12 protein-coding genes are annotated in these 14,385 nt (G+C 61.4%); 6 read left to right on the forward strand and 6 right to left on the reverse strand.

Features of this window, described 5'->3' with window-relative positions; translation table 11 throughout:
- Nucleotides 1–185: 185 nt before the first annotated feature.
- The 4 genes from efeO (FBY12_RS03685) to efeU are packed head-to-tail and all read right to left on the reverse strand — an operon-like array spanning nucleotide 186 to nucleotide 4,422.
- A complete protein-coding gene (efeO, locus tag FBY12_RS03685) occupies nucleotides 186–1,010 on the reverse strand; it encodes an iron uptake system protein EfeO (protein WP_145251290.1) in 825 nt (274 codons plus the stop codon).
- 46 nt (nucleotides 1,011–1,056) lie between these two features.
- A complete protein-coding gene (efeB, locus tag FBY12_RS03690) occupies nucleotides 1,057–2,355 on the reverse strand; it encodes an iron uptake transporter deferrochelatase/peroxidase subunit (protein ID WP_145251292.1) in 1,299 nt (432 codons plus the stop codon).
- 19 nt (nucleotides 2,356–2,374) lie between these two features.
- Nucleotides 2,375–3,574 (reverse strand): iron uptake system protein EfeO, encoded by a 1,200-nt coding sequence (gene efeO, locus FBY12_RS03695; RefSeq protein WP_145251294.1) that lies wholly within the window; start codon nucleotides 3,572–3,574, stop codon nucleotides 2,375–2,377.
- 8 nt (nucleotides 3,575–3,582) lie between these two features.
- Complete coding sequence (gene efeU, locus FBY12_RS03700) at nucleotides 3,583–4,422, reverse strand: iron uptake transporter permease EfeU (RefSeq protein WP_145251296.1); 840 nt, start codon at nucleotides 4,420–4,422, stop codon at nucleotides 3,583–3,585.
- A 249-nt stretch (nucleotides 4,423–4,671) separates the two neighbouring features.
- Here efeU and FBY12_RS03705 point away from each other — a divergent pair, with 249 nt between their 5' ends.
- From FBY12_RS03705 to FBY12_RS03730, 6 genes are all read left to right on the forward strand, one after another.
- The gene (locus FBY12_RS03705; RefSeq protein WP_145251298.1) at nucleotides 4,672–5,688 is read left to right on the forward strand and encodes an AraC family transcriptional regulator; all 1,017 of its coding nucleotides are present in this window, start codon (nucleotides 4,672–4,674) and stop codon (nucleotides 5,686–5,688) included.
- A gap of 282 nt (nucleotides 5,689–5,970) precedes the next feature.
- Entirely contained in the window at nucleotides 5,971–7,635 is a 1,665-nt protein-coding gene (locus FBY12_RS03710) for an AMP-binding protein (protein WP_145251300.1), read from the forward strand.
- Nucleotides 7,636–7,651: 16 nt separating this feature from the next.
- Nucleotides 7,652–8,419 (forward strand): SDR family NAD(P)-dependent oxidoreductase, encoded by a 768-nt coding sequence (locus FBY12_RS03715; protein ID WP_121730737.1) that lies wholly within the window; start codon nucleotides 7,652–7,654, stop codon nucleotides 8,417–8,419.
- A 13-nt stretch (nucleotides 8,420–8,432) separates the two neighbouring features.
- The gene (locus tag FBY12_RS03720) at nucleotides 8,433–9,626 is read left to right on the forward strand and encodes an acetyl-CoA C-acyltransferase (RefSeq protein ID WP_145251302.1); all 1,194 of its coding nucleotides are present in this window, start codon (nucleotides 8,433–8,435) and stop codon (nucleotides 9,624–9,626) included.
- 118 nt (nucleotides 9,627–9,744) lie between these two features.
- Nucleotides 9,745–10,872, forward strand: coding sequence for an acyl-CoA dehydrogenase (locus tag FBY12_RS03725; protein WP_092281284.1), 1,128 nt, complete (start codon nucleotides 9,745–9,747; stop codon nucleotides 10,870–10,872).
- A gap of 13 nt (nucleotides 10,873–10,885) precedes the next feature.
- On the forward strand, nucleotides 10,886–11,659 hold the full coding sequence (locus FBY12_RS03730) for an enoyl-CoA hydratase (protein WP_145251304.1): 774 nt from the start codon (nucleotides 10,886–10,888) through the stop codon (nucleotides 11,657–11,659).
- A 171-nt stretch (nucleotides 11,660–11,830) separates the two neighbouring features.
- Here FBY12_RS03730 and FBY12_RS03735 read toward each other — a convergent pair whose 3' ends face one another.
- Nucleotides 11,831–12,982, reverse strand: a complete 1,152-nt coding sequence (locus FBY12_RS03735) for an acyl-CoA dehydrogenase family protein (RefSeq protein ID WP_121730740.1) — start codon at nucleotides 12,980–12,982, stop codon at nucleotides 11,831–11,833.
- A gap of 3 nt (nucleotides 12,983–12,985) precedes the next feature.
- Nucleotides 12,986–14,092 carry an enoyl-CoA hydratase/isomerase family protein gene (locus tag FBY12_RS03740; RefSeq protein WP_145251306.1) on the reverse strand — a complete coding sequence of 369 codons (1,107 nt, stop codon included), beginning with the start codon at nucleotides 14,090–14,092 and terminating at the stop codon, nucleotides 12,986–12,988.
- Nucleotides 14,093–14,385 lie beyond the last annotated feature (293 nt).

The raw sequence follows: 14,385 nt of genomic DNA on the forward strand, positions 1-14,385 counted from the left end.
GTTGATGTGCTGAATGAGGGAAAGGCATCGCGAGCAAGCTCGCTCCCACATTTGAGCTGCCTACCACCGTCCCCGTAGGAGTGAGCCTGCTCGCGATAGCCATCGTACAGTCGACATACGAGTTGACTGACAAGACGCCATCGCGAGCAGGCTCGCTCCTACAAGGGAACGTCTAAACGCTGGGATCAATTCAAACCCAACTTCCCACGCAACGTCGACAAATCCTCAGCCAGGGTATTCACCGGGCCAACCAGCGCTTTGCGGTCGTTTTCCTTGACCTTGTCGTAGGTTTCAAATCCGCCATCTGCGGTTTTGTATTTCGCCAGAATCTTGTTCACCGTCGCAAAGTTCTTGTCGACTTTGGCGATGAACGCCGCGTCCTGCTGCTCGATCTGCGGGTGGAACAGGTCGACGATTTTCTTCGCGCCGTCGATGTTGCCCTGGAAGTCATAAAGGTCGGTGTGGCTGTAGCGGTCTTCTTCGCCGGAGATCTTGGTGGCGGCGACTTCTTCGAGCAGCGCAGCGGCGCCGCCGACGACTTTCTCGGGCGGGAAGGTCAGGCCGGCGACGCGCGCCTGCAAGTCCTTCACGTCTTTGTTCAAACCGTCAGCCAGGGCGTCGAGGCCTTTGGTGCTTTTCTCCGAGAACAACGAATATTCGAGGCGGTGGAAACCGGTGAAATCCTCGGCGGTCACGCCTTTTTCGTGGTCGTCGACGCGCGAGTCGATAGACGCGTCGAGGTCACTGAACAGCTCGGCAATTGGCTCGATCGATTCATAAAACACCCGAGTCGGCGCATAGAGCTTCTGCGCGGTAGCCAGATCGCCGCTTTTCACCGCGTCGGTGAACTGTTGGGTGTGGCTGCCCAACTCGTCGAGTTTCTCGATGACGTAGATCTTGTAGTCCGAAACCGGCCCCACCAGATCCAGCGGCGCCGGTGCTGCGAAAGCTGAAAACGGAGTGTTGAGCAAGCCAAGGGTCAGCAGTAACGCGAGGGGCGACTTTTTCATGGGACGGTTCCGTGTTGAGAAGTGGTTGGGCGTTGTCAGGGCTTTCTTAGGTAGTGGTCGCAGGTTGTGCAGCGGCGAGTAGCGAGCGCCCGATAAAGTCCTGATCGCCGGTGACGCCTGGCAACGTGAAGAAATACCCGCCGCCCACCGGCTTCAGGTATTCCTCCAGCGGCTCGCCGTTGAGCCGGGTTTGCACGGTGATGAAGCCTTTTTCCAGATCCGCCTGATAGCAGATGAACAGCAGGCCCATGTCGAGCTGGCCGTTCTTGTTCACGCCGTTGGAGTAGTTGAACGGCCGGCGCAGGATCAAATTGGCCTGGGTTGCGGCGGTGCGCGGGTTGGCCAGGCGAATGTGCGCGTCGAGCTTGGTCAGCTTGCCTTCGGGGTCTTTGGCGTAATCCGGGACCTGGGTTTCATGCGCGCCGCCCATCGGTGCGCCGCTGCTCTTTATGCGGCCGAGAATGCTTTCCTGTTCCTGCAAAGGCGTGCGATCCCAGCGCTCGACAAAATTGCGGATGATCCGCACCGCTTGATAGCTGCCATTCGCCGCCCACGCCGGTTCGTCGCTGCCGGGCTGCACCCAGACCAGCGCGTCCATGGCTTTCGCGTCGTTGGAATCGGGGTTGGCCGAGCCATCGCGAAAACCGAGGAAATTGCGCGCACTTTGCGCCGGCAATCCAGGTTTGCTCGGTGCCTGCGGCGGCACGCTACCTTCCTGCTTCCAGCGCACCAGCAGCAGGTCCGGGAGGTTTTTGACGATGTCGCGCAAGGCGTGGATGTTGGTGTCGGTGGTGTTCGCGCAGAACTGCAGGCTCAAGTCGCCGTGGCAGCAATCGGCGTCCAGCGCATCGTTGGGGAAACCGACCATGCGGCTCAGGCGTTTCGGTTTGGCGCTCGCCAAGCCAAAACGCTCGTCGAACAGCGACTCTCCGACCGATACGGTGATGGTCAGATTATCCGGCGTCACCACCGGCCCGAGGATGCCCGAGTCCACTGGCGGCAACTTCGGATCGACCTGTTCCACCGCACCGCCGGTCATCAAAAACGCGATGCGTTCGTTGAGCGTACGGAACAACCGTTCGAGGTCTTCGCGGTCGCTGGCCAACACATCGAACGACACCAGCATGCCCGACGCCGGGCGCGGCGTGACGATGCCGGTCTGGTGCTTGCCGTGGAACGCGTGGCGGTCTTCGGTCTTGTCGCTTTTCGGCGCCTCGGTGACTTGCGCCGGGCTGGCGGCCATTGCCGGGCAGCTCAAAGCGGAACCGGCCAAGGCCACTCCGGCGGCGCCCATGCCCATCAATACGCGGCGACGTTGCGCGGAAAACTGCTCTGTGTCTTTCATCAAATAATTTGTCTTCTGCTTACAGGCCGGACAGGCCCAGGGCTGGATCGATGCCGTCGAGTACGTCGGCCAGAGCCTTGGCTTTGTCGGCGATGTGTTGGCGCTGTTCGGCGCTGACCGTGGCATAACCGGCGTAGCCGTCGTTGGTCTTGAGGCCGCTGAGTTCGGCGTCGAATGCGGCGAGCGCGCTGTCGATTTTCGGCAGCAAGTCGGCGGCGGATTTGCTCAGCAAGGGCCGCAACAGATCGACGACTTTGTGCGCCGCGTCGAGGTTGCCGGCAAAGCCATTGAGGTCGCTGTGGCTGTAGCGTTCTTCTTCGCCGCTGGCGGCGCGCACTTCGGCAATGCTCTTGAGATTGCGCGCGACGATGCTCACCAGTTGCTCCGGCGGCAGCGATTGCGCGAGCAGTTGCTGTTTGAGCGTGGTGACGTCGCTGGTCAGCCGCTGCGCCACCGGCGTCAGGCCGTCGAGGCTGCGTTGCTGGAACAGCGCGTATTCGAGGCGATGGAAGCCGACAAACCCCGGATCCTGCTCGCGTTTCTCAAAGTAATCGGCGCGCGCGTTGATCGCGTTATCCAGTTCCGCCAGGCGCTGCGCGGCCGGGGCGATCCGTTGATACGCCGCGCGGGCCGGCAGGTACAGCGCTTGTGCCTGGCTCAGATCGCCCGCAGCAATCGCCTGTTCCAGCGCGGTCACGGCTTTGATCAGCGCGCTGCTTTGGCTGCTCAGGTACACGCGAAATTCCGACAACGGGCCGATAAACGCGACCATCGACGGACGTGCCTTGGCAGCGGCATCAGACGCGGCGGTCGGCGTAACGTGCAGGGTGCCGCGCGGGTTGCTGAGCAAACCGCAAGTAATCGCGTAATCGCCGGGGACAAGATTGGCGTTGATCACCTGGCTGAGGCCGGGCGCAATGTTCTCGCGTTCTTCGACTACCAGCACGCCGTCGAGAATTTCCCATTCAACGGCGCGATCCGAGCGATTGACGATGCGAAAACTCGCGCGCCCGGCCGGGACCGTCAGCGCGTTCGGCTCACAGTTGTGGGGATGAATGTTCACCACCACTTCGTCATGGTTGGTCTGGCGTTTGGCCGCAGCGATTTTCGAGGCGTAGTAGAACAGGCCACCGGCGGCGATCATCACGATCACCGAACCGGCCACCGCCCAGCGCAGTGCGCGGGGAGGCGAAGCCACGGGAGGAGTAGGCGTTGACATGAAAGCCCTTACTGACTGGAAACGGAAGGTGATGGTTTGGCGGGCGCGGCGGCCGGGAGGAAGAACATCACCAGCGCCACCACCAGGTAAATCAGGTACGCGCCGAGGGTGCTGACGGTCGGCGCGTCCTGATAGCCGAACATGCCGGCGAGCACCGCGCCGACCGGGCCGTCCATCGGCAGCGTCGTGCTGAAGTCGAAGAGCACGGTCTGCAGGTGATTCCACACCCCGGCTTCATGCAGCGCTTGCACCGAGTTGGCGAGAATGCCGGCGGCGACCACGAGGATGAACAGGCCGGTCCAGCGGAAAAACGCGCTGAGGTTCAGGCGCATGCTGCCGGTGTAGATGAGGAAACCGACGATGATCGCCAGGATCAGCCCGAGCAGGGCGCCCATCGGTGCCGCTGCGCCTACGCTCTGCTGGAAAACCGCGAGCAGGAAAAACACCGTTTCCAGGCCTTCGCGAGCGACGGCGAAAAACACCATGGCGATCAGCGCCGTGACCTGGTGTCTGGAACCGGCCAAGGCGTGGTCGAGGGACACGTGCAGCGAATGCTTGATCGACCGCGCGACTTTGCGCATCCAGAACACCATCGAGCTGAGAATGCCCACGGCCACCAGCCCGACGATGCCTTCGAACAGCTCCTGTTGTTTTTGCGGGAACTCGGCGCTCATCAGTTCCAGGCCACCACCGACCAGCAGCGCCAGCGCAGCGGCGAGGAATACGCCAATCCATACGGCCGGCATCCATTGCCCGCGCCCGGTCTGCTTGAGGTAACTGGCGATAATGCCGACGATCAACGCCGCTTCAATACCTTCGCGCAACATGATCAGAAAAGGGACAAGCATTCAGCACCGTTCAGGAGATAGTTAGGTAGCTAAGTTGTAACATAATGACACTCATTCTCACATGAGATTCATTGACTTTGGCTGAACCTAAGCTGAACGAGCCAAGGGATCGGCCCGACCCTGTAGGCGTGAGCCTGCTCGCGATGACGGCATGACAGGCAAAAACAACGCTGACTGACACTGCGCGATCGCGAGCAGTGGATTGAGCTAATATGCCGACCATTCGCACAACAAGGCTCACCCCGCGCAATGTCGGAAAAAGACACCATCGCCATTCAACTGGTGCGTGAAGCGCTGTTGCAAAGTTGCGCGCCGGGGGCGGCGACTGAGGAAGTGTTGCTCAAGGTCGGCATCGATCCGGCGTTGATGGCCAGCGCGCAGGGCCGGGTGCCGGCCACCGCCTATGCGCGTTTGTGGCGCTTGCTGGCGCGGCGCGGCGACGATGAGTTCTTTGGCATGGACCCGCGCAAACTGAAATCCGGCAGCCTCGAGTTTCTGTGCCGCAGCGCCATGGTCCAGCCGAGTTTGGCGGCGGGCCTGACCACCGGCCTGAGTTTCCTCTCGTTGATGCTCGAACACCTGCCCGCGCAACTGGTGCGCCAGCAAAGCCTGGCGGAAATCGTCTTGTTCGAAGACGACCAGGACCCGCGCCGCGCCTTCACGTATTTCACCTATTGGATGATTGTCCACGGCGTCGCATGTTGGCTGGCAGGGCGGCGGATTCCGATTCTGGCCATCGAACTGCGCTGCCCGGCGCCGGACTTTTGCGATGACTATCAGGTGATGTTTTCCGAGAACCTGCGCTTCGACCGGCCACGCACGCGGATGATTTTCGCCGCCGATTGCCTGGATGTGCCAATCAAGCGCAGCGCTGAAGAACTCAAGCGTTTCCTCGCCCAGGCGCCGGCGAATATCTTGGTCAAGTATCGCGATCCGGAAAGCCTCGCCAGCCGCATCAAACACGATCTGCGGCAGTTGCCTGCCGAGCAGTGGCCGGAAACCGAAGCGTTGGCGCAGCAATTGTGCATGTCGGCCTCGACCCTGCGCCGGCGTTTGGCCGAGGAAGGGCAGACCTGGCAGGGTTTGAAGGACAGCGTGCGCAAGGAGTTGGCGATAGTCTGGCTGGCCGAGCCGTCGATCAGCTTCGTCGAGATCGCCGCACGGTTGGGATTCGCCGATGCGAGCTCGTTTTACAAAGCGTTTCGCAAATGGTCGGGGACTAATCCGGGGCATTACCGCAGCTTGATTCTCAACGACGCGAGTTAGGCCATCCGGGGTTTTGTGATGAGCCGGCAGGCCTCATCGCGAGCAAGCTCGCCCCCACAGGGTTCTGTGGTTGTATTCAAATCATGGGTTGCGCAGCAGTCCACTGTGGGAGCGAGCTTGCTCGCGATGAGGCCATCACAACCGCCGCGCGCTCCGAACCTTGGCCAAACCAGTCAAGCAACTTGATAGCTTTGACCATTGCCCCACACCCCGCGCAGCGCGAGTATCCCTCTGTTGATTACGGTTCCCCCAACCTAATAAAAATACAGAGGGATTCTGGCGATGAGCGATTACTTGTCTGCCGTTTCAAAGTTCGATTACCAGCACACCGTTGGCGCCGCGCTCGCGGGCGATCTGAGCGCGCTCAACGCCTGCGTCGAGTGTTGCGACCGCCACGCGTTGCCGGGGCGCATCGCGTTGTTCTGGGAGGGTCGTGACGGCGCCAGCGCGACGTACACCTTCAGCGATTTGCAGGACAAAGCCGCGCGTTTCGCCAATTTCCTTCTTGCCCAAGGTGTGCGCAAGGGTGACAAAGTCGCCGGTCTGCTGCCGCGCAATATCGAATTATTGATCACCGTGTTCGCCACCTGGCGCATCGGCGCGGTGTATCAGCCGCTGTTCACCGCGTTCGGCCCGAAGGCCATCGAACATCGCTTGAACACCTCCGGCGCCAAAGTGGTGGTCACCGACGCAGTCAATCGGCCGAAACTCGCCGACGTCGCCGATTGCCCGACCCTCGTCACCGTTGGCGGTCCCAAGGGACAAGGCATCGTGCGTGGCGATTACAGCTTCTGGGCCGAACTGGCGAATTATCCCGCCGCGTGCGAACCCGTCATGCTCAGCGGCGAAGACCCATTCCTGCTGATGTTCACCTCGGGCACCACCGGCCCGGCAAAAGCGCTGTCGGTGCCGCTCAAAGCCATCGTCGCTTTCCAGAACTACACCCGCGATGCTGTGGATTTGCGCCCCGAAGATGCATTCTGGAACGTTGCCGATCCGGGCTGGGCCTACGGCATTTATTTCGGCGTCACCGGGCCGCTGGCGCTGGGGCATCCGATCACGTTCTACGATGGCCCGTTCACCCTCGAAAGCACCTGCCGGGTGATCAACAAATATGGCATCACCAACCTCACCGGTTCGCCGACCGCTTACCGTTTGCTGATCGCTGGCGGCGACGAATTCGCCCGCTCGATCAACGGCAAGCTGCGCATCGTCAGCAGCGCCGGCGAGCCGCTGAACCCGGAAGTGATTCGCTGGTTCGCCGACAACCTCGGCGTGGTCATTCACGACCATTACGGCCAGACCGAACTGGGCATGGTCCTGTGCAACCACCATGGCCTCGAACACCCGATCCACCTCGGCGCCGCCGGTTTCGCCTCGCCGGGGCACCGCATCGTCGTGCTCGATGACGACCATCAGGAACTCGGCGTCGGCCAGCCGGGCATCCTCGCCATCGACCGCACGCAGTCGCCGATGTGCTGGTTCGGCGGCTACGAAGGCGCGCCGACCAAAGCCTTCGTCGGCAACTATTACCTGAGCGGCGACACTGTCGAGTGGAACCCGGACGGCAGCATCAGTTTCGTCGGCCGCAGCGATGACGTGATCACCACGTCCGGCTATCGCGTCGGCCCGTTCGACGTCGAAAGCGCATTGATCGAACACCCGGCAGTGATCGAAGCGGCGGTGGTCGGCAAACCCGACGCCGAGCGCACCGAACTGGTCAAAGCCTTCGTCGTGATTGGCGCGCAGTACCGCGCCACGCCGGAACTTGCCGAAGAACTCAAACAACACGTGCGCAAACGTCTGGCCGCGCACTCGTACCCGCGTGAAATCGAATTTGTCAGCGATTTGCCGAAAACCCCAAGCGGCAAATTGCAGCGCTTTATCTTGCGCAACCAGGAAATCGCCAAGGCTCAAGAGGCCACGGCTCACAAAGCTTCTGCTTGAATCGAAGGAAAATAAGATGCAGATCGAAAACAAGGTTTTTCTCGTCACCGGCGGCGCCTCCGGCCTCGGTGCCGCCACCGCTGAAATGCTCATCGCGGCGGGCGCCAAAGTGATGTTGGTGGACATGAACGCCGAGGCTGTTGCGGCGCAGGCACAACGCCTTGGTCATGGCGCGCAAAGCGTGGTCGCGGACATCAGCAACGAAGCCGCCGCTGAAACTGCGGTCGCCGCCACGGTGCAAGCCTTCGGTGGCCTGCACGGTCTGGTGAATTGCGCCGGCATCGTGCGCGGCGAGAAAATCCTCGGCAAGACCGGCCCGCATGCGTTGGCGAGTTTCAGCCAAGTGATCAACGTCAACCTGATCGGCAGTTTCAACATGCTGCGCCTGGCCGCAGCGGCGATTGCCGAAACCGACGCGAACGCCGACGGTGAGCGCGGCGTGATCATCAACACCGCCTCGGTGGCCGCCTATGACGGGCAGATCGGTCAGGCTGCTTACGCCGCGTCGAAAGGCGCGATTGTCAGCCTGACCTTGCCCGCCGCCCGTGAACTGGCGCGTTTCGGCATCCGCGTGATGACCATCGCGCCGGGCATTTTCGAAACGCCGATGATGGCCGGCATGACCGAGGAAGTCCGTGCTTCGCTGGCCGCCGGTGTGCCGTTCCCGCCGCGTCTGGGCAAACCCGCCGAATACGCGGCGCTGGTGCGGCATATCATCGAAAACAGCATGCTCAACGGCGAGGTGATCCGTCTCGACGGCGCCTTGCGCATGGCCGCCAAGTAAGGAGAAATCTGTCATGACTATTGCCAACGATCCGATTGTTATCGTCAGCGCCGTCCGCACTCCGATGGGCGGTTTCCAGGGCGAACTGAAAAGCCTCACCGCGCCGCAACTCGGCGCCGCAGCGATCAAAGCGGCGGTCGAGCGTGCCGGCATCGCGCCGGACGCGGTTGAAGAAGTGCTGTTCGGCTGCGTGCTATCCGCCGGCCTCGGCCAGGCGCCCGCGCGGCAAGCGGCACTCGGCGCCGGGCTGGATAAATCGACCCGTTGCACCACGCTGAACAAGATGTGCGGTTCGGGCATGGAAGCGACGATTTTGGCCCACGACATGCTGGTCGCCGGCAGCGCCGACGTAGTCGTCGCGGGCGGCATGGAAAGCATGTCGAACTCGCCCTATCTGCTCGACCGCGCCCGCAGCGGTTATCGCATGGGCCACGGCCGGGTGCTTGATCACATGTTTCTCGACGGCCTCGAAGACGCCTACGACAAGGGCCGGCTGATGGGCACTTTTGCTGAGGATTGCGCCGAAACCAACGGTTTCAGCCGCGAAGCGCAGGACGCTTTTGCGATCGCCTCGACCACCCGCGCGCAGCAGGCGATCAAGGACGGCAGCTTCAAGGACGAAATCGTCCCGCTGAGCGTGATGGTCGGCAAGGAACAGGTGCTGATCAGCAATGACGAACAACCGCCGAAAGCCAAACTCGACAAAATCGCCGCGCTGAAACCGGCGTTCCGCGACGGCGGCACGGTGACAGCGGCCAACTCCAGCTCGATCTCCGACGGTGCCGCGGCGCTGGTGCTGATGCGCCGTTCCGAGGCCCAACAGCGCGGCCTCAAGCCATTGGCGGTGATTCACGGCCACGCGGCGTTTGCCGATACGCCGGGGCTGTTCCCGGTGGCGCCGGTCGGTGCGATCAAGAAATTGATGACAAAAACCGGCTGGTCGCTGGATGAGGTCGAGTTGTTTGAGGTGAACGAAGCGTTCGCCGTGGTCAGTCTGGTGACCATGAGCAAACTGGAAATCCCCCATGAGAAGGTCAACGTGCACGGCGGCGCCTGCGCGCTGGGGCATCCGATTGGCGCGTCGGGCGCGCGGATTCTGGTGACATTGCTCTCGGCGCTGCGCCAGAAAGGCCTGAAACGCGGCGTTGCAGCAATCTGCATCGGCGGCGGCGAAGCAACAGCCATGGCCGTGGAATGCTTGTATTGACGCTGCCACCTCGTAGGAGCAAGGCTTGCCCGCGATGACCCTCTCGAGGACGCCATCGCGGGCAAGCCATGCTCCTACAAGAGCAGGGTGCATTCAGCTCATTTTTTAAGGATTCAGCATGATTCCCAATGACGAACAATCACAAATCAGCGAAGCCGCCCGGCAGTTTGCCCAGGAGCGGCTGAAGCCGTTTGCCGCTGAATGGGACCGCGAGCATCGCTTTCCGAAAGAGGCCATCGGCGAAATGGCCGAGCTGGGCTTCTTCGGCATGCTGGTGCCGGAACAGTGGGGCGGTTGCGACACCGGTTATCTGGCATACGCCATGGCCCTGGAAGAAATCGCCGCGGGCGACGGCGCCTGCTCGACGATCATGAGCGTGCACAACTCGGTAGGTTGCGTGCCGATTCTCAAGTACGGCACCGACGAGCAGAAACAACGCTTGCTCACACCACTCGCCAGCGGCGCGATGCTCGGCGCGTTTGCGTTGACCGAACCGCAGGCCGGTTCCGACGCCAGTGGCCTGAAAACCCGCGCGCGTCTCGAAGGCGACCATTACGTATTGAACGGCTGCAAACAGTTCATCACGTCTGGGCAAAACGCCGGGGTGGTCATCGTCTTCGCCGTCACCGATCCGGGCGCGGGCAAACGCGGGATCACCGCGCTGATCGTGCCGACCGATTCACCGGGCTACAAAGTCGCGCGGGTCGAAGACAAACTCGGCCAACACGCCTCGGACACCTGCCAGATTCTGTTTGAAGACGTCAAAGTGCCGGTCGCCAACCGCTTGGGCGAGGAGGGCGAAGGTTACCGCATCGCCTTGGCCAACCTTGAAGGCGGACGCGTCGGCATCGCCGCGCAATCGGTGGGCATGGCCCGCGCCGCGTTCGAAGCCGCGCGCGATTACGCCCGCGAGCGCGAAAGTTTCGGCAAGCCGATCATCGAACATCAGGCGGTAGCCTTCCGTTTGGCCGACATGGCGACGCAAATCGCCGTCGCCCGGCAGATGGTGCATTACGCGGCGGCACTGCGCGACAGCGGCAAACCGGCGCTGGTCGAAGCCTCGATGGCCAAGCTGTTCGCCTCGGAAATGGCCGAAAAAGTCTGCTCCAGCGCGTTGCAAACCCTCGGCGGATACGGTTACCTCAACGACTTCCCGCTGGAACGAATCTACCGCGACGTGCGCGTGTGCCAGATCTACGAAGGCACCAGCGATATTCAACGCATGGTTATTTCGCGCAATCTTTAATAAGGAATTCTGTATGTCTTACGAAACGATTCTGCTGGAAACCCAGGGCCGTGTCGGTCTGATCACGCTCAACCGGCCGCAAGCGCTGAATGCCTTGAACGCGCAACTGGTCAGCGAACTGAACCATGCTCTTGATGGGCTCGAAGCCGATTCGAACATCGGCTGCATCGTGCTCACCGGTTCGAAGAAAGCCTTCGCCGCCGGCGCCGACATCAAGGAAATGGCTGAGCTGACGTATCCGCAGATCTACCTCGACGACCTGTTCAGCGACAGTGATCGGGTGGCCAACCGCCGTAAACCGATCATCGCAGCGGTCAACGGTTTTGCCCTTGGCGGCGGCTGTGAACTGGCGCTGATGTGCGACTTTATCCTCGCTGGCGACAACGCCAAGTTCGGCCAACCGGAAATCAACCTCGGCGTGCTCCCGGGCATGGGCGGCACCCAACGCCTGACCCGCGCGGTGGGCAAGGCCAAAGCCATGGAAATGTGCCTGAGCGGGCGGTTGATCGATGCGGTGGAAGCGGAGCGTTGCGGAATCGTCGCGCGGATCGTGCCGGCGGATGAATTGCTCGATGAAGCGCTGAAAGTCGCGACGTTGATCGCGAAGAAGTCGTTGCCGATCGCGATGATGGTCAAGGAAAGTGTGAATCGCGCGTTTGAAGTGAGCCTGTCGGAAGGCGTGCGTTTCGAGCGCCGAGTGTTCCACGCGGCATTCGCGACGCAGGATCAGAAGGAAGGGATGGCGGCGTTTATCGCTAAGCGCGAGGCAGAGTTCCAAGGCAAGTGAGGTAGCTTCTGAGCGGACGCCATCGCGAGCAAGCTCGCTCCCACATTTGATCTCTGGTGAACACAACCTCTGTGAACACCGGAGATCCCTGTGGGAGCGAGCTTGCTCGCGATGCTTTCAGGCCATCACACCAGATGTTGTTGATCGTTCCCACCGCGTGGGAACGATCATTCAGACCAGATAGTTTTTCAATTCGCGGGCAATCACCATTCGCTGGATCTCGCTCGACCCTTCGTAAATCTGCGTGATCCGCGCATCCCGGTAATAACGCTCCACCGGGTAATCCTCCAGATAACCGTAACCGCCATGAATCTGGATCGCCGACGAGCAGACCTTTTCGGCGATTTCCGAGGCAAACAACTTTGCCTGCGAAGCCTCCGACAAACACGGTTTACCGGCGCTACGCAGTCGCGCCGCGTGGAGGATCAGCAACCGCGCCGCGTTCAGGCGCGTGTGCATGTCGGCGAGCATGTTGGCGATGCTTTGATGTTCGTTGATGGTCTTGCCGAACTGCACTCGATCGCGCGAATAGGCCAGCGCCGCTTCAAACGCCGCACGCGCAATGCCCAGTGCTTGCGCGGCGATGCCGATGCGCCCGCCTTCAAGGTTGGACAGGGCGATGGCCAGGCCTTTGCCGCGCTCACCCAACAGATTGGCTTCGGCAATCGTGCAATTGCTCAGCGTCACCGCGCACGTGTCGGAGGCGCGGATGCCCATTTTGTGTTCGGTGCGGTCGACGATAAAACCTGGAGTGTCGGTCGGCACCAGAAACGCCGAGATTCCGCGTTTGCCCAGATCCGGGTCAGTCACCGCGAACACAATCGCCAGTTTTGCGCGTTTGCCGTTGCTGACAAATTGCTTGGCGCCGTTGATCACCCACTGGCCGTCGCGCAGTTCGGCGCGGGTGCGCAGGTTGTGCGCTTCGGAGCCGGCTTGCGGTTCAGTCAGGCAAAAACAGCCAATCGCCTGACCACTGGCGAGGTCCGGCAACCAGGTTTTTTTCTGTTCTTCAGTGCCGTAATTGAGCACCGGGCCGCAACCCACCGAGTTGTGAATGCTCATCAACGCGCCCGTGGCGCCATCGCCGGCAGAAATCTCTTCCACGGCCAAGGCATAGGCAACGTAATCGACATAAGTGCCGCCCCATTCTTCCGGCACCACCATGCCCAGCAGGCCCAACTCGCCCATTTTCGCCACCAGGCCGTCGTCGATCCAGCCAGCCTTTTCCCAGGCTTGCGCGTGGGGCGCGATTTCGCCACGGGCAAAGTCCCGGGCCATGTCGCGGATCATCACTTGCTCTTCGCTTAATTCGATATCGTGCATGACTCAGTTCCCGCTCTGCGCAAAACCACTGAAGAAACTCTCGACGTGCTCGGCGTGCAGTGCCTGCAAGGTCGGCGGGTTCCAGCGCGGTTGTTTGTCTTTGTCGATCAGCAAGGCGCGCACGCCTTCGATCAGGTCGCCACGGTCGAACCATTGACGGTCCAGGTGCAGCTCAAGGGCGAAGCATTGTTCCAGGCTCAACTTGCGTCCGCGCCGGAGCATTTCCAGGGTCACGCCCATGGCCAGCGGCGAACGGCTTTCCAGCAGATCGGCGGTGGACCTGGCCCATTCGTGGCTGTCGGCGACCGTCACTTCGCGCATTTGCTCAACCATACTCGCGACATCCGGCAGGGCGAAGAAGTGGTCGATGGCCGGGCGCAGCGCGATCAGCGGCGCGTCAGGCAATTGCTGCGCGGCGATTTTCGCCAGCGCGCCTTGCAGGTCCTTGAGTGGCGTTTCGTGCCATTCCAGATGATCGAGTAGCTCATCGAGCTGACCCAGTCGGGCACTTTCCAGATACCAGTCGGCCAAGCCGCAATACAGCGCATCCGCCGCGCGAATCTGCACGCCGCTGACGCCGAGGTAGATGCCGATTTCGCCAGGAATGCGCGACAGGAAGTAACTGCCGCCGACGTCGGGGAAATAACCGATGGCCACTTCCGGCATCGCCAGACGGCTGCGCTCGGTGACCACGCGCAGGTCGGCGCCTTGCACCAAACCCATGCCGCCGCCGAGGACAAAACCGTCCATCAACGCGAGGACCGGTTTGCGGTAATGGTGGAGTGTGAGGTCGAGGGCGTACTCCTCGACGAAGAAATCTTCGTGCAGCGTGTCGCCGTTTTTGTAGCTGTCGTACAGCGAACGAATGTCGCCGCCGGCACAGAAGGCCTTCTCGCCGGCACCGCGTAACACCACGGCGTTGACCTGCGGATCTTCGGCCCAGGCGTCGAGCTGGCGTTGCAGGCGTCGGACCATTTCGAGGGTGATGGCATTGAGGCCGGCGGGGCGATTCAGGGTCAGGTGACCGATATGATTGCGAACCTCGGCCAGAACGGCGTTTTGCGTGGCATCCATGGCGTTGATCTCCTTAGATGAAACCTGAGCAGTCATCGATAACTCCCTGCTTTTATTGTTCTTTTATATCCGCGCTCGCGCGCGAGCGATGCCGGATCGTAACAGTGCAATTTTGCGATGTACAACCGGGATACGTGCAGGTTCTTTCTGCATTTTTACCTTAGCGCAAAATCCAAGGAGCGCCCCTGAACACTTTTGGTACGGACACGGAAAACCCTGTGGGAGCCGAGCTTGCTCGCGATAGCAATCTGTCAGGCACATCGATGCTGTCTGAAAGGACGCTATCGCGAGCAAGCTCGGCTCCCACAGGAGGCGGGGGTTTAGTGGAG

This window comes from Pseudomonas sp. SJZ131, assembly GCF_007828705.1.
In the GTDB taxonomy this organism is placed as follows: domain Bacteria; phylum Pseudomonadota; class Gammaproteobacteria; order Pseudomonadales; family Pseudomonadaceae; genus Aquipseudomonas; species Aquipseudomonas prosekii.